The sequence below is a fragment of the Geodermatophilus sp. URMC 63 genome (genome assembly GCF_053502565.1).
Genome location: NZ_CP199956.1, coordinates 2,861,792 through 2,883,491, shown reverse-complemented (window position 1 = coordinate 2,883,491; position 21,700 = coordinate 2,861,792). Strand labels below are relative to the sequence as shown.

Here is a 21,700-nt window from a genome sequence, read left to right as displayed (position 1 = left end):
CCCGGTGTTGAGCGCAGTGACCGGACTCTCGGGTCCCGCTCCTGTCCAGGCGCTCCCCGCCGGGTGGTCAGGGGGCGACGGGCGCGACCTCCGGCCCGGCCGCGGCGACGGGCTGCGCCCCCGGCTCGAGGGCGGTGGGCAGACCCAGCCGCGCGAACAGGCCGGTGTCGAGGTCCAGGAAGCTGGTGATGTGCCGCACCCGGCCGCCGTCGACCTCCAGGACGTGCAGGGCCCACGGCGTGTGGCCGCCGTCGCCCGTCGGCCGCCACTGGGCGACCGCCGGGCAGCCGTTGGCCTCGGTGAGCAGCAGCCGGGAGTCCCGGCAGCCGCTGCCCGGGCCGAGCATCCAGGTGCCGATGTCGGCGGCGCTGCCCAGCCACATCTCGTAGGGCGGCATGTGCTGGGTGGCGTCCTCGTGCAGCAGGGCGACGAAGGCGTCGATGTCGTAGCGCTCGAAGGCGTCGAGGTAGCGGGCGAGCAGGTCGCGGGTGTCGGCGTCGAGCGGACGGGGCTCGGGGGTGCCGCCCATCGCCGCGAGCGTCGCCCGGGCGCGCTGCAGGGCGCTGTTCACCGAGGCGACGGTGGTCTCCAGCAGGCCGGCGACCTCGTCGGCGCGCCAGCGCAGCACGTCGCGCAGCAGCAGCACCGCCCGCTGCCGCGGGGGCAGGTGCTGCAGCGCCGCCACGAAGGCCAGCCGCACCGACTCCCGGGCCACCGCGCGCTCGGCGGGGTCGCCGTCCTCGGGCAGGACCTGCCGGTCGAGCACCGGCTCCACCCACGCCTCGGCCGGCCGGGTGGCCGCCAGCGACGCCTCCACCGGCGACCACGCCTGACCCGAGAGGTCCATGGGCAGCGCCCGGCGCTGCCGGCCGGAGAGCTGGTCGAGGCAGACGTTGGTGGCGATCCGGTACAGCCAGGAGCGCAGCGAGGAGCGGCCCTCGAAGTCGGCCAGGCCCCTCCACGCCCGGACCATCGTCTCCTGCACCGCGTCGTCGGCGTCGAACGACGACCCGAGCATCCGGTAGCAGTACCCGGTCAGCTCGCGCCGGTGCTCGAGCAGCCGCGGGTCGAGCTCGTCGGACACCCCGGTCAGCACGCTGGTCACCTGCGACCACCTCTCTTCCTCGGCGAGGCGGCCAGTCCACCACGGGGCACCGACACGACGGGAGCCCGCGCGCGCACGTCCTACTGGTAGGTGACCAGCTGCGGACGCGGGACGACCTGGGCGATCGTCTCCTCCGGCGTCAGCATCGGGGAGTCCTCGTCGTAGAAGTTCTTCCAGCCCCACGCCAGCCCCTCGGGGCCGATCTCGTGCAGGACCCGCCAGGTCTCCTGCTTGCTGCCCTGGGGGCCCTGCCCGTCGGCGTGGACCATGACCGAGAGCTCGTCCCGGCTGAGGTCGACCCGCTCGCGGCCGGGGATCATGTCCACCCGGAACTGGTGCAGCACCAGCAGCTTCTGCGGCAGGGAGTTCTCCCGGGTGAGGTCGGCCAGCCAGGTGACCACCCGGTTGACCTCCTCGACGTCGACCGATCCGATCTGGGTGAGGTGCACCTCGTCGGGCGCCAGGCGCCACTCCGGGTCCAGGGCCAGGCCGACGTGCGGCAGCTCCAGCAGCTCGCGGTAGCGCTCGGCCTGGGTCACGAAGTCGGTGCGCCCGGGCTGCAGGTCCAGGACGACGTAGACGCCGGCCTCCCCCGCCGCCTCCACCCACGGCCGCAGGTCCTCCACCGACGCCTCGAAGGAGTAGTCGTTCCCCTCCGTCGGGAACTCCGAGGCCACCGTGGCGATGATCTCGAAGGCGGGGGTGACGGTCGCGTCCGGCACCAGCGCCTCGTAGGGCGCGGCGGTGTCGCGGGCGCGTTGCACGCTGGCCGCGACGTCCTGCTCACCGAGCACGCCCAGCGCCCCGGAACCCGGGTGCCCGTAGAGGGCGACCAGGAAGTGCTGCGGGAACAGCAGCTGCCCGCCGCCGGGCAGCTGGGCGCCGGTGGCCGCCGTCTCGACCTTCCAGTCCAGGCCCTCCTCGTCGGCGAAGCCGGCGCCCAGCGCGACGACCGTGCCGGCCCCGGCCACGGCGTCGACCGTCCCGGCCGAGCCGCGCGGGTCGACGTCCGCACCGGTGAGCTGCACGCGCGCGCCGGCCGCCCGGGCGGTGGCGATGCCCGGCAGCGAGTCCGGGGTGCCCGACGCGAGGACGACGGTGTCCTCCAGCGGCTCGGCCCGGGTGACCTCCGGGACCTCCCCGGACGCCTCGCCCTCCGCGGCGTCGGCGTCCTCGGGGACCAGGGCCGCGGGCGCGTCGGGGTCGAGGCCGGCGACGGCGGCCGCGTCGCCGTCGGCCGGCACCGCATCGCCCTCGGCGAGGTCCAGGCCGGTGGCGGCGGCCACGGCCTCGGCGGTGGCCGGGACGGTCACGACGTCGAGGTCGGCGCCGCCCGGTGCGGCGTCCCCGCCGACGGCGAGCACCGTCGCGGCGCCCAGCCGGTCGAGCTCGGCGGCGACCGGGTCGTCCCCCGCGCCGGTGCCCTCGGGGTCGAGCAGCAGCGGGACGCCCAGGCCCACCGCCGCTGACGAGCCCAGCAGCGTGGCCGCGCGGTCCCCCTCGGGGGCGACGACGACGACGCCGGCCGCGTCGAACAGCGCCCGGCTGGCGCTCACCGCGGAGGCGGCCGGCTCGGTGTCGGCGACCACGGTGAGCCGCTGGTCGGGGGCCGAGGTGGCGACCGAGGCCTGCTCGGTGTCGCTCGCGGCCCCGCTGGCCGACGAGGTGCAGCCGGCGGCCAGCAGGACCGCGCTCACGGCGATGGGCACGGTCCTCGCACGCACGCGGGAGACCTCCGTCCGCCGGGCACACGGTCGCGCGGGGGCACGACGCCGTCGGCGCGCTCGACTGCGGGCACCCTACCGGCGCCGGGAGATCCGGCCCGGCCGGCGGCCGGAACGCGGTCGCGGGCGCTCGGTGCCGACCGGTAGACAGCAGGGGTGACCGATCCCGACGCGCTGCGCCCCGCGACGGCCGGCGAGTGGCCGGCGTTCGCCCGGGCGATGCTCGACGTCTTCGGCGAGGAGCCGATCGGCTCGTTCGTCGACCAGCCGCCGGCGCTCGCCGAGCTCGACCGCACGCTGGGCCTGTGGGACGGCGACCGGGTGGTGGCGACGTCCGGCATCTACAGCCGCGGGCTCACCGTGCCGGGCGCCGTCGTCCCCTGCGCGGGCGTGTCCTGGGTGACCGTCTCCCCCACCCACCGCCGCCGCGGCGTGCTCACCGCGGTGATGCGGCGGCAGCTCACCGAGCTGCACGAGCGGCAGCGCGAGCCGCTGGCCGGGCTGTGGGCGTCGGAGGGCACGATCTACGGCCGCTTCGGCTACGCGCCGGCCACCGCCCGCGGCAACCTCACCGGCCGCACGCGGCGGATGGCGTTCCGGCCCGGTGTCGAGCTGGGCACCGGGACGGTGACCCCGGTCGACGCCGGGGCCTACCGGGCTGCCGCCGCGCGGGTGCACGAGGCCCTGCGCCGGTGGGTGCCCGGCGCGTTCGAGCGCGACGAGCGCTGGTGGGAGCGGAGCCTCCGCGACCCGCCGGACCGGCGCGACGGCGCCACCGCCCGCCGGTTCCTGCTGCACACCGAGGCCGACGGCACGGTCACCGGGTACGCCGCCTTCCGGGTCCGCACGCGGGAGACCGCCGACGGCGAACCCGACGGCACCGTGCTCGTCGACGAGGTGCGCGGCCGCGGCACCCCGGCGTACGCGGCGCTGTGGCGGTACCTGCTCGACCTCGACCTGGTCCGCACCGTCGAGTACCCGATGGCCTCCGCCGACGACCCGCTGCGCCACCTGCTCGCCGACCCCCGCGCGCTGCACGCCCGCCCGGTCGACGGGCTGTGGCTGCGGCTCGTCGACGTCGACCGGGCGCTCTCGGCGCGCCGCTACCCCGCGCCGATCGACCTGGTGGTCGAGGTGCGCGACGGGTTCTGTCCCTGGAACGAGGGCCGCTGGCGGGTGGCCGGCCACCCGGCCGGCGGCTACTGCGGCCGCACCGACCTCGACCCCGACCTCGTCGTCGACGCCGGCGCGCTGGCCGCCGCCTACCTGGGCGGGGTCTCGCTGGGCACGTTGCACGCCGCCGGCCGGGTCACCGAGGTCAGCCCGGGAGCGGTCACCCTCGCCGCGACGGCGTTCTCCTGGCCGGTGACCCCGTGGTGCCCGGACGCGTTCTGAGCCCGCTCAGACCACGTCGCCGCGGGTGGGCAGGCCGCCGGCGGGGCGGTGCCGGTTCTGCTCGTAGTCGTGGATCAGGCCGATCCGGCGGACGTGCCGCTCCTCGCCGCTCCAGGGCGAGGCGAGGAAGTGCAGCACCAGCTCGGTGGCCTCCTCGACCGAGTGCTGCCGGGCGCCGATCGCGCAGACGTTGGCGTCGTTGTGCGCGCGGGCCAGCTCGGCGATCTCCCGGTTCCACACGAGCGCGGCGCGGACGCCGGGCACCTTGTTGGCCGCGATCTGCTCGCCGTTGCCCGAGCCGCCGATGACGACGCCGAGGCTGCCCGGCTCGACCACGACCCGCTCCCCCACCTCGAAGCAGAACGGCGGGTAGTCGTCCTCGGGGTCGTACTCGTGCGCCCCGCAGTCGACCGGCTCGTGGCCGGCGCCGGTGAGCGCCTGCTTGAGGTGCTCCTTGAACTCCAGGCCGGCGTGGTCGGTCCCGACGAAGACGCGCATGGCGGCGAGTCTGTCAGGCTGCGGCGGTGGCGGTGCTGGGTGTCGACGGCTGGCGCGGCCGCTGGGTCGGCGCGCTGCTGGACGGTCGCTCGGTGCGGCTCCTCGACCTCGCCGACGTCGCCGCCGTGCTCGCCGTCCCGGACGTCGAGGTGGTCGGCATCGACATGCCGATCGGTCTCTCGGACGACGGCGTGCGCGCCTGCGACGAGGCCGCGCGGCGGGAGCTGCGGGGTCGCGGCGCCGCGGGATCGGTGTTCCCCGCCCCCGTCCGCGCCGTCCTCCGTGCGCGTGACTACGCCGAGGCGCGCCGACTCTCGGTCGAGGCCACCGGCGGCCGGTCGCTGTCGGCGCAGTCCTTCCGGCTCACCCGCTCGATCGCGGCACTGGACGACGCCCTGGGCGACCCGCCGGCCGAGCGCGTGGTCGAGGTGCACCCGGAGCTGGCGTTCCGCGCCCTCGACGACCGGGTCCACGACCCCAAGCCGAGCGCCCGCGGGCAGGCGCAGCGCATCCGGGCGCTGCAACCGGTGGGCGACGTCCTCGACGCGCTGGCCGACGCGCCACCCGGGGTGCCCGCGGTCGACGCGCTCGACGCGTGCGCGGCGGCGTGGTCGGCACGGCGGATCGCCGACGGCGTCGCCGAGTGCGTGGGCGACGGGTCGCGCGACGCCCGCGGCCGCCCCCTGCGCATCTGCTGGTGAGGGACCTCAGGTGAGGCGGCGGAGCACCGGCAGCGGCAGCACGCGCAGCAGCGCCGAGACCGGCCGCCAGGGCCACTCGGGCACGTAGGCCCGCACCGGCTCGCGCTCGATGGCCGCGGTGAGCGCGTCGACGCCGGTGTCGAGGTCGACGGTCAACGGGCCGCGGCGGCCGGCGGTCGGGTCGGTCTCGACGTAGCCGGGCAGCACCGTGGTCACGCGGATGCCGGTGCCGAGCAGGTCGGCGCGGATGCCCTCGGCCAGCGCGTTGAGCGCGGCCTTGCTCGCGCCGTAGGCGGTGCGGGCGCCGGACATGCCGCGGACGGACGCCACGGAGCTGACGATCACGAGGTGGCCCGCGCCCTGCGCGCGGAACAGCTCGACGGCGGCCTCGCACTGGGCGTGGGTGCCCAGCACGTTGGTCGCCAGGACGGCCCGGTTGGCCGCGGCGGCCCCGGTGCCGACGGGCGCGCCGTTGCCGATGCCGGCGTTGGCCACGAACCGGTCGATGCCGCCGAGCTCGGCGGCCAGCTCCGGCACGCCGCGGGCCACGGCGTCGGCGTCGTCGACGTCCACGGCGGCGGTGACCACACGGATGCCGGGACGGACGGCGAGCAGCTCGTCGCGCAGCTCCTCGAGCAGGTGCCCGCGCCGGGCCACGAGCGCCAGGTCGCGGCCCCTCACGGCGAAGCGGTGCGCCATGCCCCGCCCGAGGCCGGAGCTCGCGCCGGTGATCAGGATGCGCTGGCGGACGGGACGCGGCACGCGACCAGCATGCCGCGCCCGTCCGGCCCCGCTGCAGGGTCCCGCCACGAGCCTGCGAGTGCCGGGGGCAGCAGGGTCCTCGCTCAGCGGCGGGTGAGCTCCAGGGCGTCGGCGGGCACCGAGTCCATGTCCGGGCCGGAGGTGCGGGTCCGCTTGAGCTCCCAGAAGTCGGGGAGGTTGGCCAGCAGGACGGCGCCGTCGAACGCCTTGCCGGCGTCCTCACCGGTGGGCACCTTGCTGATGACCGGTCCGAAGAACGCCACGCCGTCGATGTGCACGACCGGGGTGCCGACGTCGTCGCCGACGGGGTCCATGCCGGCGTGGTGGCTCTTCTCCAGCGCCTCGTCGTACTCGGTGGAGGTGGCGGCCTCGGCCAGCTCGGCGGGCAGGCCCACCTTCTCCAGCGCGGGGGCGATCAGCTCGTCGAGCTCCTTGCCCTCGTGGTGCCGCAGCGTGCCCATGGCGGTGTAGAGGTCGCCGAGCACCTCGTCGCCGTGCTGCTGGGCCGCGGCGATCGCGACCCGCACGGGGCCGATCGCCGTCTTCATCATCTGCTGGTACTCCTCGGGCAGGTCGCGGCCCCGGTTGAGCACCGCCAGGGACATGACGTGCCAGTGCAGGTCGATGTCGCGCACCTTGGCCGCCTCGAGCACCCAGCGGCTGGTCAGCCAGGCCCACGGGCACAGCGGGTCGAACCAGAAGTCCACCCGGGCCTTCGTCGGGGCGCTCTGCACTGCCTCGGTCATCGCTCACCTTCGCTCTCGTCGTCGCCCGGCCGCCTGCTGCGCCGGGCCGCCGCCCGCTGGCAAGTGCCACGGCCGGGCGGTTGTTCCCGCGGTCACCAGGCGTGTCGGCGATCCGTGGGAAGCTGCCGGGCGTGGCCGTACCCAACCTGACCCGCGACGACGCCGCCGCCCGCGCACGGCTCCTGGCCGTCGACAGCTACGACCTCTCCCTCGACCTCACCGACGGCGCCGGCCGCCCCGGCACGGGCACCTTCGCCTCGACGACGACGGTGCGCTTCACCTGCCGCGAGCCGGGCGCGAGCTCGTTCATCGACCTGGTCGCCGAGCAGGTGCACTCGGCCACGCTCAACGGGGTGCCGCTCGACGTCGCCACCTACACCGAGGAGGGCGGCCTGCCGCTGCCCGACCTCGCCGCCGACAACACCCTCGAGGTCGTCGCCGACTGCCGGTACTCCAACTCCGGCGAGGGCCTGCACCGCTTCGAGGACCCCGAGGACGGTCAGGTCTACCTCTACACGCAGTTCGAGCCGGCCGACGCCAAGCGGGTGTTCGCCTGCTTCGACCAGCCCGACCTCAAGGGCACGCACACGGTGCACGTGGTGGCGCCCTTCGACTGGCAGGTCGTCTCCAACACCGGCGGACGGAGCATCGAGGCCGGCCCGGGCGGCTCGCAGCTGGTGCACTTCGAGCCCACCAAGCGCCTGTCGACCTACCTGGCGGCGCTGGTCGCCGGGCCCTACGCGCGGGTGACCGACGTCCACGAGGACATCCCGCTGGCCCTGTACTGCCGGGCGTCGCTGGTCGAGCACCTCGACCCCGAGGAGCTGTTCCGGGTGACCAAGCAGGGCTTCGACTTCTACCACCGGGTCTTCGACTACCCGTACCCGTTCGACAAGTACGACCAGCTCTTCGTGCCCGAGTTCAACGCCGGGGCGATGGAGAACGCCGGCGCGGTCACCATCCTCGAGGACTACGTCTTCCGCTCACGGACCAGCCGGGCCCGGTACGAGCGGCGCGCGGAGACGGTGCTGCACGAGCTGGCGCACATGTGGTTCGGCGACCTGGTGACCATGCGCTGGTGGGACGACCTGTGGCTCAACGAGTCCTTCGCCACCTACATCTCCACGCTGTGCCAGGCCGAGGCCACCGAGTACACGACCGCGTGGACGACGTTCGCCAACACGGAGAAGGCGTGGGCCTACGCGCAGGACCAGCTGCCCTCGACGCACCCGATCGCCGCCGACATGGTCGACGTGGCCGCCGTCGAGGTGAACTTCGACGGGATCACCTACGCCAAGGGCGCCTCGGTGCTCAAGCAGCTGGTCGCCTACGTCGGCCGTGAGGAGTTCCTCGCCGGCATCCGGCAGTACTTCCGCGACCACGAGTACGGCAACACCACGCTGGCCGACCTGCTCGACCCGCTGTCGGAGGCCACCGGCCGCGACCTCACCGAGTGGTCGGCGCAGTGGCTGCAGACCAGCCAGGTCAACACCCTGCGGCCGGTGTACGAGCTGACCGAGGACGGCCGGTACGCCTCCTTCGCGATCGAGCAGACCGCCGTCCCCGAGCACCCGGTGCTGCGCCGGCACCGCCTCGCCGTGGGCCTCTACGACCGCGGGCCCGACGGGCTGACCCGCACCACGCGGGTGGAGCTCGACGTCGACGGCGCCCGCACGGAGGTCGCCGAGCTGGTCGGCCACCCGGCGGCCGACCTGGTGCTGGTCAACGACGACGACCTCACCTACGCCAAGCTGCGTCTCGACGAGCGCTCGCTGGCGACGCTGCGCACCTCGATCGGCACGATCCCCGACTCGCTGCCCCGGGCGCTGTGCTGGGCGGCGGCTTGGGACATGACCCGCGACGCCGAGCTGCCCGCCCGCGAGTGGGTGCAGCTGGTGCTGGCCGGCGTCGACGCCGAGACCGAGACCAGCGTGGTGCAGTCCCTGCTGGCCCGGGTGCAGACGGCGCTGACCTCCTACGCCGACCCGGCCTGGGCCGACGGGACCGGCTGGACGGCGCTGGCCGATGCGGCGCTGCAGGCGCTGGAGTCGGCCGAACCGGGCAGCGACGCGCAGCTGCAGTGGTCGCGCACGCTGGCCGCGGCCGCCCGCACCGAGGAGCACGCCGCGGTGCTGCGCGGGCTGCTCGACGGCTCGCGGGTGGTCGAGGGCCTGGCGGTCGACGCCGACGCGCGGTGGGCCTTCCTCAACGGCCTGGTGGCGATCGGCGCGGCCGGCGACGCGGAGATCGACGCCGAGGCCGAGCGCGACGCCACCGCCACCGGCGTGCGCCGCGCCGCGACCGCGCGGGCGCTGCGGCCGACGGCGGAGGCCAAGGAGGAGGCGTGGCAGCACGCCTTCCACGACATGGAGATCCCGAACGCCGTCCACGAGGCGCTGGTGGCCGGCTTCTGGCACCCCGCGCAGCGGGAGCTCACCGCCGGCTACGTCGACCGCTACTTCGCCGAGATCGGCCCGATGTGGGAGCGGCGGCCGGGCGAGATCGCCAAGAACGCCGTCCAGTACCTGTTCCCGCCGGTGGTCGAGCAGCGCACGCTGGCGGCGGCCGACGCGTGGCTGGCCGGGGAGGAGCACCCCGCTCCGCTGCGCCGGCTGATCAGCGAGGGCCGCGACGGCATCGCCCGGGCGCTGCGCAACCGGCAGCGGGACGCCGCCGCGGGCTGACGCCGGGCGCGCGGGCCCGGGAGGACGCCGTCCTCCCGGGCCCCGTCGTCCCCCCGCCCCGGCCCGGGCCGACTGCAGGGGCCGCCCGGACGCGGAGGACCCCGGCCGGACGACGGGTCCGGCCGGGGTCCTCGGCGGTCGAGGGGTCGGTGCGCCCGACCCTCAGTGGGTGTGCAGGCCCCGGGGGTGGCCGGCCTGGTCGGACAGCTGTCGCAGACCGTTGACGATGCCACCCACGAGGTCGCCCGCGGCGAAGGAGTTGGTCATCGACAGGACCGCCAGGGCGCAGGCGCGGTCGGGCAGCCGGCGGGCCGCCGAGGGACCGGTGACCACCTCGACGACGCGCTGCCCCGGCGAGATGGCCAGCAGCACGGAGTCGGCCGGGTCGCCGCCGCGGGCGTGCAGCTCCTCGGCGCGGATGCGGGTCTGCGCTCCGAGGTCGCCGATGTAGAGCGTGAACCGCAGGCCGGTCTCGCGCGAGGACATGGTGAGCGCCTCGTCGAGCCGGGCCAGCTCCCGGTAGCTGAACGTCGAGTCGTAGCCCTCGTCGGCCCGGTTGGGCAGGGTCTCCTTCGTCCCCGTGTCGTGGGGTTCGGCGTGCAGGACGCGCGTCATCGCCGGCCTCCGGGGGCGCTCGGGGTGTGCAGGGTGGTCGAGAGGGTCATCGCGCTGCGGTCACCAGGTCCCGCGGGCGCCGCCGAGCGGGCCGACGGAGGCCGGGGTGGACGCGCCGGCCGAGATCGCGGTGGCGCCCTGCGCCCCGGCGGTCAGCATGCGCGCGCCGACCCGGGCGGCCGCCCCGTCCGGGGACGACGAGGAGCCGAGGGCCGCGGGCTCGCCGTACAGCGAGGACCCGACGGCCTGGGTGTCGCCCTCGCCCGCGGTGTGCTGGGGGGCGCCCTCGGGCTGCGGCTCGTACCAGACCGGCTCGTGGTCCCAGGACTGCCCGGGCTTGTACCGGACGCCGTTGCGCTGCCGTCCGCCGGGCAGGTAGGTCAGTGCCCACAGCAGGACGAAGACTGCCAGCGGGGCGCCCACGAAGACGAGCAGGGTCTCGACGACGGTCACGTCCCACAACCTACCGTCCGGGGCCCTCCGTCATGCGTGCGCGTCCCGACCCGGCGGGCGGTGTCGCGCCCCTCGCCGGGCCTCCTCCGGCCGGGCCGACAGCGCGATCGGCCTGGCATCGTCCGCAGGTCCCCCGACGCACCGGCTGGGTGGGTCCGCCCAGGCCGCCGCCGTCCGGACGCCGGCTCCTGCGCGGGACCCACCGCGGGCGCTCAGCCGCCGGTGGGGGTGCGGTGGACGTCGACGGAGTCCCCGCGGCTCATCGTGCCGGTGGCCGTGCCGGTCAGCTCGCCCGGCCGCAGCACCACGTCGGCGGTGCGGGTGGCGTCGCGCCGCAGCGGGTCCAGGCACGGGGTGCTGCCGTCGCCGCACCGGTCGCCGTGGGAGACCCCGCGGACCAGCTCACCGGTGCCGGTGACGGCCAGCGAGACCGTCACGTGCTCCTGGGTCCACGCGGAGCCGCCGGGGCTCCAGGACCGACTGCCCAGCGACACCGGGACGTCGACGACCGACGCCTCCTGGAGCCACCGGCCGAGTGAGACGCTCGCGACCCGGCCGTCGGGGAGGGGGACCTCAGCCCACCGCTGTAGCTGGTGAACCGCGCCTCGGTGACCGGCGGGCCGGTGTGTGCTGCCGGTGCCGGGGCGGGCAGGACCGGCAGGGTCAGGGCGAGCAGGACGGCGGGCAGCAGTCGGCGCAGCACGGTTCCTCCGGAGCGGGGTGAGGGGCGGCGACACGCTGTGCAGGGGGTCCGCGCCCCCTTGGGGAGGCAGGTGACACGGCGCGTCGCATCGGTGACCGTCGTCAGCAGATCGGTGCCCGGGTGTAGGACCGGTAGACAGGGGCCGTGGACCTCTCCCGCGCCGCCGCCGAGGCCCTGGACGCCGCCGACCCGCTGGCCGGGTACCGCACCCGCTTCGCCGGCACCGACGACGACGGCCCCGACCGGCTGCTGTACCTCGACGGCAACTCGCTGGGCCGGATGCCGCGGGAGACGCCGGCCGCGCTGGCCCGGGTGGCCGAGCATGAGTGGGGCCGCGGGCTGGTCGGGTCGTGGGCGGGGTGGATCGACGTCGGCACCCGCGTCGGCGACCTGATCGGCACCGGCGTCCTGGGCGCGCGGTCCGGTGAGGTCCTGCTGGCCGACTCCACCTCGGTCGACCTCTACAAGCTGCTGGTCGCCGCCGCGGACGCGCGGCCGGGCCGCGACGTGCTGGTGTGCTGCGCCGACGACTTCCCCACCGACCGCTACGTCGTCGCCGGCGTCGCCGCCGCCCGCGGCCTGACCGTGCGCGAGGTGCCGGCCGACGTCGACGAGGGGCTCGACCCGGCCGTGCTCGCCGGCGCCCTGGACGACCGCGTCGCCGTCATCGTGCTGTCGGCGGTGGCCTACCGCTCAGGCGCGCTGGCCGACGTCGCGGCGGTGACGGCGGCGGCCCGCGCGGCCGGCGCGCTGGTGCTGTGGGACCTCTCGCACGCCGCCGGCGCGGTGTCGCTGGACCTGGCCGCGAACGGGATCGACCTCGCCGTCGGCTGCACCTACAAGTACCTGGGCGGCGGGCCGGGGGCGCCGGCGTTCCTGTACGTGCGGCGGGAGCTGCAGGAGTCGCTGCGCCAGCCGATCTGGGGCTGGTTCGGCCAGCGCGACCAGTTCGCCATGGGCCCGGCCTACGACCCGGTGCCGGGGATCGGGCGGTTCGCCGTCGGGACGCCGCCGGTGCTCGCCGCGGCCGCGGTGGAGGTGGGCGTGCGGCTGGTCGCGGAGGCCGGCGTCGACCGGCTGGCCGCCAAGGGACGGGCGCTGTCGGGTCTGCTGGTCGCGCTCGCCGACGCCCGGCTGGTGCCGCACGGCGTGACGCTGGCCAGCCCGCGCGACCCCGCCCGGCGCGGTGCGCACGTCACGCTGGCGCACCCCGCGGCGTGGCAGCTGACCCAGGCGCTGGTCGACCGCGGCGTCGTCCCCGACTTCCGCACGCCCGACCGCGTCCGCCTCGGTCCGGCGCCGCTCTACACCCGCTTCGTCGACGTCTGGGACTCCGTCGACCGGTTCCGCGCCCTGCTCGAGGACGGCGGCTGGACCGCCTACCCCGAGGAGCGCGCCCGCGTCACCTGATCAGGGACCCCACTGCCCCCCACCACTCGCGAGCTCGCAGCGGGCCCCTGCAGCGGGGCCGTGTCAGGACCGGGCGAAGACGACGAGGTTCTCGGTGGCCGCGTGCGTGGTGTCGCGCTGGAAGCAGGTGACGAGCACCAGCCGCCCCGGCACGGCCTCCCACACGTCGGCGGCGTCGGGCAGCTCCCCCTTGGCCACGCGCTCGGTCCGCTCGACGGTGTAGTCGACGGTGCCCTCGGGGGTGCTCACCTCGACCACGTCGCCGGGGATGAGGCTGCTCCCGGAGGCGCCGTCGTCCACGAGGGTGTCGAAGCCGTAGTCGCCGGTGCCGGTCGAGTGGGCGGCGAGGTAGAGGGTGTTGTCGGCCTCCCCCGCCGAGCCGACCGGGGAGCCGTAGGGCTCGATCCAGTAGGCCGCGGTCAGGGTCGGCGGGTTGATGACGCCGGCCCGCGGGGTGAGCGGCAGCACGGGCAGGTCCAGGCCCACCGCCGGGACGCGCACGTGCACGTCCGACGACGGCGTGGGCAGCGTCGTCCCCTCGGGTGGCAGCGTCGGCTGCGCCGGCTCGGCCACCGGGGCGCCGGCCGCGGCCACCGGGGCGGAGGACCCGGTGGCCGCGGCCGGCTGCCAGCCGTCGGTCAGGCCGACGGCGAGCAGCGCGCTCCCGCCGATCCCGAGGGCGGCGACCGCCGCGGTCGCGGCGGTGCGCCGCCCCGGTCGCATCAGGCCTCGCCCGTCCCGGTCCCGACCGCCGGACGGCGGCGCGTGCGGGCGACGGCGACGCCGCCGGCACCGGCGAGGAGCAGCAGGCCGGCCCCCGCGGCGACGGTGCCGCTACCGGTGGAGCCGGTCTCGGCCGAGGCGACGACGCCGGTGTTGGAGCGCAGGCCGGTGTTGGCGACGACGGCCTGGGTGCTCGGTGCCGCGGTGGTCGGCGCCGCGGCCGGCGTCCCGGCCGGGGCAGACACGGCGAGCTCCGCGACTACGATCGACAGACCCGACGCGAACGGCTGGCCGAGGACGAGGCCGTAGGAACCGGCGGCCAGTCCGGCCGGCACGGTCGCCGTGGCCGTGGAGCCGCTCACCCGGACGTCGAGCAGCACCGGGTCGGCGTCGGGGTCGTCGATGCTCTGCACCGCCACCTGGACACCGGTCAGGTCGGTCAGGCCGAGCTCCCGGAGAGCGGAGTCCGCGGTCAGGTCGAGGACGAGGTTCGCACCGGCGGTCACCGCGACCGGGCACGGCGTGGTGGAGCTCAGCGGGCAGGGCACCGACGCGAGGGCGACCAGCGCCGGCTCGACGGTCACCGCGGCCGGCGCGAGGGGGTCGGCGGGAGCGGAGAGGGTCAGGTCGTAGGCCACCGGGTCGACGAAGGTGAAGACGTCGGGGTCGTACGTCGTGGTGAGGGGCTCGAGGACCAGGACGGCGTCGTCGCCGACCGTCGGGTCGTCGGCCGGCAGGGTGACGGTGATGCTGCTGGTGCCCTCACCGGTCACGCTCAGCAACATGGGGTCGAGGGGCGCCGCCGTGGAGGAGTAGACCGCCTCCGGGTTGCCGTCGCCGTCGTCGTCGAAGACCAGGTCGGCCTCGACGGCGGAGCTGTCGAGCCCGGCGGGCAGGTCCACGGTGAGCGAGCCGGTGTACTCGACCGGCACCGGCGTGGGAGCGGCCGGGTCGGCCGAGGGGTCCAGGGGGACCGCGCCGCTGTTCTCGACCGGGTTGGAGAACAGCACGACCTGGGTCGGCGCGAGGGGGATGACGACGTCGGTCGCGGCGCCGGCGGGGGACGCGATCGCCACGAGCAGCACGGCGGTGCCGACGCCGGCGAGGCCGAAGCGCTGCACCTGCGGCCGGCGGGAGGGGGTGGAGCTGGACATGGGGACACCTTCCGGCGACCGCAGCGCCCCGACGGCGCTGACTGCCGCGGGAACGTAACGACACCGACCGGTGCACGTGAGGAGCCGACACGCATGACGGGACGCGTGTGACCTGGCGTGACCCCCGTGTGATCTGGGCACCGTCGGTTGGTCAGGAGTTGCCGGTCGCGCGGCCCTGCGACGCCCCGGGCCCGCAGATCCCGACGACGGTGCCGCGGCCCCGTCGCGGACGCCTCGGCGACTCCTGCCGATCGGCTCGCCGGCGCGTCCGGTCCCGTGCCCGACTCACCCCGGGTCAGGTCACGTCGGGTCGGGGACGCCGATCGGGTTGCGGTCGGGGAAGAGCCCGGCGGTGACGACGGCCCGGCGCAGCGGGGCCAGCAGCTCGGCCAGCCGGTCGCAGCCGGTGTCTCCCAGCGCCCGCCACGGCCCGAGCGCCAGCCGGTCGGTGTCGGCCTCGATGGCCGTCACCATCGCCAGGCCCTCCGCGCTGAGCTCCTCGCCGTCCAGCCAGCCGCGGCCGGACAGCTCCTCGGCCGCCGCCGCCCACGCCTCGTCGTCCCACCCGCGGGCGCGCTGCAGCCACTCCCGGTCGGTGCGCCCCGCGGCCGCCGCCAGCACGTGCGCGGCGGCGCCGGACACCTCGCGCCCGAGCAGCGCCGCGGTGTGCCCGTCCCCGCGGTGCTCCCGCAGCGTCGTGAGTGCCTGCCACAGCGCCAGGTGCGGCTCGGCGGGCAGGTCGAGCCCGGCGTTGGCGGCCGCCAGCGGCCGCCCGGGCTGGTCCACCGCCCGCGCCGCGACCCCGGCCAGCTCGGCGGCCTCCGCCGCCTCGGCCGAGGCCGCCCACTCCCCCAGCACCCGGTGCACGGCGGCGTCCACCCCGGCCAGGCGGGCCTCCAGCGCGGCGGCCGGCGTCACCGACGACCACACCGCCGGCACCCGGCGGGCGACGAAGCCGGGCGCGAAGTTGTAGAAGGTCGCCGTCACGACCTCCGGTCCGATCGGCCCGAGGGGCGCCGCGCGCAGGGCGAAGTAGACCGACCAGAAGCCGCTGAGCCCGACGGCCTCCCCCGCGGTCCGCGTCTCGTCGGCGAAGTAGGTGAGGGCGTGGAACGGCTCACCCAGCGCCCACAGCCGCCGCGCCGTGGCGGGAGATGTCATGCGCCATCCTCTCGACGGCCCCGCTGCAGGGGCCCGCCGCGAGCCTCTACCGGCCTGCCTGCAGGGGCCCGACGCGAGCCTGCGAGCGGCGGGGGGCAGGGAGGTCCTTCATGGGGGGCAGCGGGGTCCTTCCTCACGCCGACACGCTCTCGGGTACGCCGAGCCACTCCCGCCAGCGCGGGTCGACGCTGCGCGCGCCGAGCAGCCGCCAGGCCGCACCGCTGGGCGTCCGGGGCGGGTGCGGCAGCTTCCAGCCCAGCTCGGCCAGCGACCGGTCGGCCTTGGTGTGGTTGCACCGGCGGCAGGCGGCCACCACGTTGTCCCAGGTGTGCGTCCCGCCGCGGCTGCGGGGCACGACGTGGTCGATGCTCGTGGCCGAGCTCCCGCAGTAGACGCAGGTCTGCCCGTCGCGGGTGAACACCGCGCGGCGCGACAGGGGCACCTGGGCGGGGAAGGGCACCCGCACGTACCGCGTCAGCCGGACGACCACGGGGACGGCGAGGCTGACCCGCTCGGCGTGCACGACCTCCGCGGCGGTGTCGACGGGCTCGGCCTTCTCGGCGAGGACCAGCACGATGGCGCGGCGGCTGGAGACCACGCACAGCGGCTCGTAGGTGGCGTTGAGCAGCAGCGTGGCTGCCGTGGTGCCAGACGAGGGCACCGGCAGCCGGACGTGTGGGACGGGGTCGCGGCGCGGACCTGGGTGGCCCTCGACCGACCCGGGCGCGGAACGCGGCACGGATCACCTCCGGTCGCCCCGGACCGCCGTACCGGGGCGGCCCGTGAGCTCCTCCATCCTGCCCTGGACGGGCGCTCCGGCGCGCGCGGGAGGCCGGGCGCACGTCGGCGGGGGCGCCGCGGCCGCCGTTACGGTGGACCGGGTGCGCTACCCCGACGCCGAGAAGCTCGACCTGGTCGAGGACCTGCACGGCCACCGCGTGGCCGACCCCTACCGCTGGCTCGAGGACCCCGACGACCCGCGCACGCAGGCGTGGACCGCCGCCGAGGACGCCCTCGCCGCCGACGTCCTCGGCGCGCTCCCCCTGCGGGCCGACCTCGCCGCCCGCCTCGAGCAGCTGGTCCACGCCGGCGCGGTCGGGGTGCCGGTGCACCGCGGCGGGCGGGCCTTCTCCACCCGCCGCGACCCCGGCCAGGAGCACGCCGTCCTGCGGGTCCGCGAGACCGACGGCACCGTGCGGGTGCTGGTCGACCCCATGGCCGTGGACCCCTCGGGGACGACGACGCTCGACGCCTGGTCGCCGTCCTGGGAGGGCGGCCGGCTGGCCTACCAGCTCTCCACCGGCGGCGACGAGGAGTCGCGGCTGCACGTCCTCGACGTCGCCACCGGCGAGCAGCTCGACGGGCCGGTCGACCGCTGCCGCTACTCCCCCGTCGCCTGGCTGCCCGGCGGCGAGGAGCTGTTCTACGTCCGCCGGCTCGCACCGGACCAGGTGCCCGCCGGCGAGGAGCAGTTCCACCGGCGGGTGTGGCGCCACCGGGTCGGCGCCGACCCCGACGGCGACGTCCTCGTGCACGGGGAGGGGCTCGACCCGACCAACTACTACGGCGTGCGCACCAGCGCCGACGGCCGCTGGCTGGTCGTGTCCGCCTCGGCCGGCACCGCCCCGCGCGACGACGTCTGGCTGGCCGACCTCGGCGGGGACGGCGCCCTGCGCGAGCTGCAGGTCGGCGTCGACGCGCAGACCGCGGCGTGGGTGGCCCGCGACGGCCGGCTGTGGCTGATGAGCGACCGCGGCACCCCGCGCTGGCGGCTGGCCGTCGCCGACCCGGCCGACCCCGCGACCTGGGCGCCGGAGGCGTGGCGCGACGTCGTCCCCGAGCAGGCCGACGGCGTCCTCTCCGACGTGGCCCTCGTCGACGACCCGGAGGGGTGGCTGCAGGTGCTGGCCGTCCACTCCGTGGACGCCACCGACCGGCTCTCGGTGTGGGCCGGGGACGGCTCGGGACGGCTGACCGACGTCGCCGGCCCCGGCGTGGGCAGCGTCTCGGGCGTCAGCGCGCCCCCGGAGGGCGGCACCAGCGCGTGGGTCGGCTGGACCGACCACGCCACCCCGCCCTCGGTGCTGCGCTGGGACGCCGCGACGCCGGAGACCCTGACACCGGAGGAGCGCGCGCCGGTGGCCGGCGAGACGCCGGCGGTCACCGTCGTCGAGACGCACGCGACGTCGGCCGACGGGACGCCGGTGCACCTGTTCGTCCTGTCGGCCACCGGCACGCCGGACACCCCGCGCCCGGCGGTCCTCTACGGCTACGGCGGCTTCGACGTCGCGCTGACGCCGTCGTACTCGGCGCAGGCGCTGGCCTGGGTCGCCGCCGGCGGGGTGTGGGCGGTGGCCAACCTGCGCGGCGGCTCCGAGCACGGCGAGCAGTGGCACCGCGCGGGGATGCGCGAGCGCAAGCAGAACGTGTTCGACGACTTCGCCGCGGCCGCCGAGCACCTGGTGGCGCAGGGCTGGACGACGTCCGCGCAGCTGGCCGTGATGGGCGGCTCCAACGGCGGCCTGCTGGTGGGCGCCACCCTGACGCAGCGGCCCGACCTCGCCGCGGGCGTCGTCTGCAGTGCCCCGCTGCTGGACATGGTCCGCTACGAGCGCTTCGGGCTCGGTCGCACCTGGAACGACGAGTACGGCACCGCCGAGGACCCGGTCGAGCTCGGCTGGCTGCTGGGCTACTCGCCGTACCACGCGGTCCGGGAGGGCACCGCCTACCCGGCGACGCTGTTCACGACGTTCGAGTCCGACACCCGGGTCGACCCGCTGCACGCCCGCAAGCTGGCCGCCGCGCTGCAGGCCGCCACGGCCACACCGGCCGCCACGGCGCCGGTCGTGCTGCGCCGGGAGACGTCGGTGGGCCACGGAGCCCGGGCGGTGAGCCGCACCGTGGGCCTGGCCGCCGACCAGCTGGCCTTCCTCGCCGCCGCGACCGGCCTGTCGGGCTGGGGCGCGGCGGGTCCCTGACCGGTCGCGCCGACCTGACACGATGGGGAGTGATGAACGGTTCACCCTCCGTGCTCGCCGCCGCCGACGGCGTCCTGGCCGACTCCGTCCCCGCGTGCGTCGAGGACCCGACCACGCTGTGCGCCAAGGTCTACGGGCTGTCCGGCCTGGACTGGCTGGCCACCAACGCCGAGGCGCTGATCGAGAAGCCGGCGAAGATCCTGCTGGTCGTCGTCCTCGCCGCCGTCGTGCGGCTGCTGGTGCACCGGGCGGTCCGGCGGCTGACCGACCGCACCGCCACCGGGGCGGTGCCGACGATCCTGCGGCCGCTGCGCCGCACCACCGGCCCGGGCGACCCGCTGGAGCAGGCCGCCGCCCGCCGCACCCAGCGGGCCGAGGCGATCGGCTCGGTGCTGCGCAGCTTCGCCTCCTTCGTGATCCTGGGCATCGCCGTCGTGCTGGTGCTCGGTGAGCTCGGCATCGACCTGGCGCCGATCGTGGCCAGCGCCGGCGTCGTCGGGGTGGCCCTGGGCTTCGGCGCGCAGAACCTGGTCAAGGACTTCATCGCCGGGATCGGGATCATCCTCGAGGACCAGTACGGCGTCGGCGACGTCGTCGACCTCGGCGAGGCCAGCGGCACCGTCGAGGCGGTGGGCCTGCGGATCACCCGGCTGCGCGACGTCAACGGCGTCGTCTGGTACGCCCGCAACGGCGAGATCCTGCGGGTCGGCAACAAGAGCCAGGGCTACGCGCAGGTGGTCATCGACATGCCGGTCGCGCACGACACCGACCTCGAGCGCTGCCGCAGGCTGATGCAGGAGGTCGCCGACGAGATGTACGCCGAGGACGAGTGGACCGTGGTGCTGCTGGCCGAGCCCGAGTCCCTCGGCGTCGAGCAGATCACCGCGGAGGGCGTGTTCATGCGGGTCCAGGTGCGCTCGACCAACGCCGACCAGTGGCGGGTCGGCCGGGAGCTGCGCATGCGGCTCAAGGAGCGCTTCGTCGCCGAGGGCATCAGGACCCCGCCGCCGCTGATCGGCGCGGCCCCGGCGAGCGCGGCGGGTGCGCGGTGAGCGAGGAGGGCACCCGGCCGGCCACCTTCGGCGAGGTCTTCGCCGTCCGGGAGTTCCGCCCGCTGTTCGGCACCTACACGCTCTCCACGATCGGCGACGAGCTGGCCCGGGTGGCGCTGACGGTGCTGGTCTACCTGCGCACCGACTCCCCGCTGCTGTCGGCGCTGACCTTCGCGCTGAGCTTCCTGCCGTGGGCGGTCGGCGGGCCGGTGCTCGCGACGGTCGCCGACCGGTTCCCGCGGCACCGGGTGCTCGTCGCCAGCGACGTCGCCCGCGCGGTGCTGGTCGCCGCCATGGCGGTGCCCGGGATGCCGCTCGTGCTGCTGCTGGTCCTGCTGCTGCTGGTCTCGCTGCTGGCCCCGCCGTTCGAGTCGGCCCGCTCGGCGCTCATGGCCGACGTCCTCGAGGGCGAGCGGTACACGGTCGCGACCTCGCTGACCAACGTGAGCCTGCAGGTGGCACAGGTGATCGGCTTCCTCGTCGCCGGCGCGCTGGTCACCGTGTTCAGTCCCGCGCTGGTGCTCCTGGTCGACGCGGCGACCTTCGCCGTCTCCGCGGCCTGGCTCGCCGTCGCGCTCGAGCGCCGGCCGGCGCCGGTGGCCGAGGCGGGGGACGACGCGGCGGGCCCGTCGTCGGTGTGGCGGGACGCCGCCGAGGGGCTGCGGCTGATCGGCCGCACGCCCCGCCTGCTGTCGATCATCGGGCTGCTGTGGACCGGGACGATGTTCGCCAACGCCGCCGAGGGCATCGCCGTCCCGCTGACCGCGTCCCTCGGCGAGGGCCCCGCCCAGCTGGGCCTGCTGCTGGCGGCCAACCCCCTGGGCGTGACCATCGGCGGGCTGGCGGTCGCGCGGCTGCTGGGGACGGCGCGCAGCGAGCGGCTGATGCCGGTGCTGGTGGCGCTGTCGCTGGCGCCGGTGCTGCTCGCCGGGCTGGTCGCCGTGGCCGCCGGGCCCGGGCGGGGGACGTACGCGCTCGTCGTCGCCCTGCTGTTCGTGGCCGGGCTCGGGGCGTCGTGGACGATCCCGCTCAACGTCTCCTTCGTGCAGGCGGTGCCGGCGGCCTACCGCGGCCGGGCCTTCGGGGTGGCCGTCAGCGGCCTGTACGGGGTCCAGGGTCTCGGCGCGCTGGGCGCCGGGCTGGCGGCCGAGGAGGTGCCGCCGGGTGCCGTCGTCGCGGTGGCCGGCGCGCTGGGCCTGCTCGCCGTCGTCCCGCCGCTGCTCGGCTTCGTCCGCACCCGGCCCGCCGTGGCGGGGGACGGCCCGGCTGCGGGACCATCGGTGTCATGAGCGAGGCGAGCCGGTCCCTGCCCTCGGCGCGGACCTTCTACGAGGAGGTCGGTGGCGAGCCGACCTTCCGGCGGCTGGTCGCCCGCTTCTACACCGGCGTGCGGTCCGACCCGGTCCTCGCGCCGCTGTACCCGCAGGACGACTGGGAGGGCGCCGAGACGCGGCTGCGGATGTTCCTGCAGCAGTACTGGGGCGGCCCCACCACCTACCAGGAGCAGCGCGGGCACCCGCGGCTGCGCATGCGGCACGCGCCGTTCGCCATCGGCCCGGCCGAGCGCGACGCGTGGCTGCGGCACATGCGCGACGCCGTCGACTCCCTCGACCTGACCGCGGAGCAGGACGCCACGCTGTGGGGGTACATGGAGATGGCCGCCCGCAGCATGCAGAACCGCATGGAGAGCCGCTGAGCCAGGACCCCCCTGCCGGCCGCGCCCCTGGTCGCGGAGCCGGCACCGCCGCCCGCAGGTAGCATCCACCCCGTGACACAGCGTCGCGGGGCGACGCGGACGCACGGTCGGCCCACCCCGTGGTCGGCGGCTCGTCGGGG

General features: G+C 76.2%; 20 protein-coding genes. 8 read left to right on the top strand and 12 right to left on the bottom strand.

Features of this window, described 5'->3' with window-relative positions:
- Positions 1 to 67: 67 nt before the first annotated feature.
- Complete coding sequence (locus tag ACWIZO_RS14225; protein WP_448638320.1) at positions 68 to 1,105, bottom strand: sigma-70 family RNA polymerase sigma factor; 1,038 nt, start codon at positions 1,103 to 1,105, stop codon at positions 68 to 70.
- Between the two features lie 80 nt (positions 1,106 to 1,185).
- Positions 1,186 to 2,802, bottom strand: coding sequence for a hypothetical protein (locus ACWIZO_RS14220; RefSeq protein ID WP_448638319.1), 1,617 nt, complete (start codon positions 2,800 to 2,802; stop codon positions 1,186 to 1,188).
- Positions 2,803 to 2,985: 183 nt separating this feature from the next.
- On the opposite strand from ACWIZO_RS14220, the gene ACWIZO_RS14215 reads away from it, so the two are divergent.
- A complete protein-coding gene (locus ACWIZO_RS14215) occupies positions 2,986 to 4,224 on the top strand; it encodes a GNAT family N-acetyltransferase (protein WP_448638318.1) in 1,239 nt (412 codons plus the stop codon).
- 6 nt (positions 4,225 to 4,230) lie between these two features.
- Here ACWIZO_RS14215 and ACWIZO_RS14210 read toward each other — a convergent pair whose 3' ends face one another.
- Positions 4,231 to 4,722 (bottom strand): ribose-5-phosphate isomerase, encoded by a 492-nt coding sequence (locus ACWIZO_RS14210; protein WP_448638317.1) that lies wholly within the window; start codon positions 4,720 to 4,722, stop codon positions 4,231 to 4,233.
- Positions 4,723 to 4,748: 26 nt separating this feature from the next.
- On the opposite strand from ACWIZO_RS14210, the gene ACWIZO_RS14205 reads away from it, so the two are divergent.
- Entirely contained in the window at positions 4,749 to 5,423 is a 675-nt protein-coding gene (locus ACWIZO_RS14205; protein ID WP_448638316.1) for a DUF429 domain-containing protein, read from the top strand.
- A 6-nt stretch (positions 5,424 to 5,429) separates the two neighbouring features.
- Here ACWIZO_RS14205 and ACWIZO_RS14200 read toward each other — a convergent pair whose 3' ends face one another.
- The gene (locus ACWIZO_RS14200) at positions 5,430 to 6,185 is read right to left on the bottom strand and encodes an SDR family oxidoreductase (protein ID WP_448638315.1); all 756 of its coding nucleotides are present in this window, start codon (positions 6,183 to 6,185) and stop codon (positions 5,430 to 5,432) included.
- An 83-nt stretch (positions 6,186 to 6,268) separates the two neighbouring features.
- Positions 6,269 to 6,931: a mycothiol-dependent nitroreductase Rv2466c family protein gene (locus ACWIZO_RS14195; RefSeq protein ID WP_448638314.1), complete on the bottom strand. Its 663-nt coding sequence runs from the start codon at positions 6,929 to 6,931 to the stop codon at positions 6,269 to 6,271.
- 131 nt (positions 6,932 to 7,062) lie between these two features.
- On the opposite strand from ACWIZO_RS14195, the gene pepN reads away from it, so the two are divergent.
- Complete coding sequence (gene pepN / locus ACWIZO_RS14190; RefSeq protein WP_448638313.1) at positions 7,063 to 9,615, top strand: aminopeptidase N; 2,553 nt, start codon at positions 7,063 to 7,065, stop codon at positions 9,613 to 9,615.
- A gap of 162 nt (positions 9,616 to 9,777) precedes the next feature.
- On the opposite strand, the gene ACWIZO_RS14185 is transcribed toward pepN, so the two are convergent.
- From ACWIZO_RS14185 to ACWIZO_RS14175, 3 genes are all read right to left on the bottom strand, one after another.
- Positions 9,778 to 10,230, bottom strand: coding sequence for a DUF5130 family protein (locus ACWIZO_RS14185; RefSeq protein WP_448638312.1), 453 nt, complete (start codon positions 10,228 to 10,230; stop codon positions 9,778 to 9,780).
- 60 nt (positions 10,231 to 10,290) lie between these two features.
- Positions 10,291 to 10,683, bottom strand: coding sequence for an aa3-type cytochrome oxidase subunit CtaJ (gene ctaJ, locus ACWIZO_RS14180; RefSeq protein ID WP_448638311.1), 393 nt, complete (start codon positions 10,681 to 10,683; stop codon positions 10,291 to 10,293).
- Positions 10,684 to 10,895: 212 nt separating this feature from the next.
- Entirely contained in the window at positions 10,896 to 11,120 is a 225-nt protein-coding gene (locus ACWIZO_RS14175; protein ID WP_448638310.1) for a hypothetical protein, read from the bottom strand.
- Between the two features lie 410 nt (positions 11,121 to 11,530).
- Here ACWIZO_RS14175 and kynU point away from each other — a divergent pair, with 410 nt between their 5' ends.
- Positions 11,531 to 12,796: a kynureninase gene (gene kynU / locus ACWIZO_RS14170; protein ID WP_448638309.1), complete on the top strand. Its 1,266-nt coding sequence runs from the start codon at positions 11,531 to 11,533 to the stop codon at positions 12,794 to 12,796.
- A 63-nt stretch (positions 12,797 to 12,859) separates the two neighbouring features.
- Here the strand turns inward: kynU and ACWIZO_RS14165 are convergent, their stop codons facing one another.
- The 4 genes from ACWIZO_RS14165 to ACWIZO_RS14150 all read right to left on the bottom strand — a co-directional run bounded on the left by ACWIZO_RS14165 (position 12,860) and on the right by ACWIZO_RS14150 (position 16,573).
- Positions 12,860 to 13,519, bottom strand: coding sequence for a class F sortase (locus tag ACWIZO_RS14165; RefSeq protein WP_448638308.1), 660 nt, complete (start codon positions 13,517 to 13,519; stop codon positions 12,860 to 12,862).
- Positions 13,519 to 14,673: a hypothetical protein gene (locus ACWIZO_RS14160; RefSeq protein ID WP_448638307.1), complete on the bottom strand. Its 1,155-nt coding sequence runs from the start codon at positions 14,671 to 14,673 to the stop codon at positions 13,519 to 13,521. The genes ACWIZO_RS14165 and ACWIZO_RS14160 overlap by 1 nt, the downstream gene beginning before the upstream one ends.
- 300 nt (positions 14,674 to 14,973) lie before the next feature.
- Positions 14,974 to 15,834: an SCO6745 family protein gene (locus ACWIZO_RS14155; RefSeq protein ID WP_448638306.1), complete on the bottom strand. Its 861-nt coding sequence runs from the start codon at positions 15,832 to 15,834 to the stop codon at positions 14,974 to 14,976.
- A gap of 133 nt (positions 15,835 to 15,967) precedes the next feature.
- Entirely contained in the window at positions 15,968 to 16,573 is a 606-nt protein-coding gene (locus ACWIZO_RS14150) for an HNH endonuclease (RefSeq protein ID WP_448638305.1), read from the bottom strand.
- A 43-nt stretch (positions 16,574 to 16,616) separates the two neighbouring features.
- Here ACWIZO_RS14150 and ACWIZO_RS14145 point away from each other — a divergent pair, with 43 nt between their 5' ends.
- Genes ACWIZO_RS14145 through ACWIZO_RS14130 form a run of 4 tightly spaced genes read left to right on the top strand, consistent with a single transcriptional unit; the run spans position 16,617 to position 21,560 of the window.
- Positions 16,617 to 18,812 carry a prolyl oligopeptidase family serine peptidase gene (locus tag ACWIZO_RS14145; protein WP_448638304.1) on the top strand — a complete coding sequence of 732 codons (2,196 nt, stop codon included), beginning with the start codon at positions 16,617 to 16,619 and terminating at the stop codon, positions 18,810 to 18,812.
- A 32-nt stretch (positions 18,813 to 18,844) separates the two neighbouring features.
- Positions 18,845 to 19,864, top strand: coding sequence for a mechanosensitive ion channel family protein (locus ACWIZO_RS14140; RefSeq protein ID WP_448638303.1), 1,020 nt, complete (start codon positions 18,845 to 18,847; stop codon positions 19,862 to 19,864).
- Positions 19,861 to 21,153, top strand: coding sequence for an MFS transporter (locus ACWIZO_RS14135; RefSeq protein WP_448638302.1), 1,293 nt, complete (start codon positions 19,861 to 19,863; stop codon positions 21,151 to 21,153). Before ACWIZO_RS14140 ends, ACWIZO_RS14135 begins: the two co-directional genes overlap by 4 nt.
- Positions 21,150 to 21,560 (top strand): globin, encoded by a 411-nt coding sequence (locus ACWIZO_RS14130; RefSeq protein WP_448638301.1) that lies wholly within the window; start codon positions 21,150 to 21,152, stop codon positions 21,558 to 21,560. The genes ACWIZO_RS14135 and ACWIZO_RS14130 overlap by 4 nt, the downstream gene beginning before the upstream one ends.
- Positions 21,561 to 21,700 lie beyond the last annotated feature (140 nt).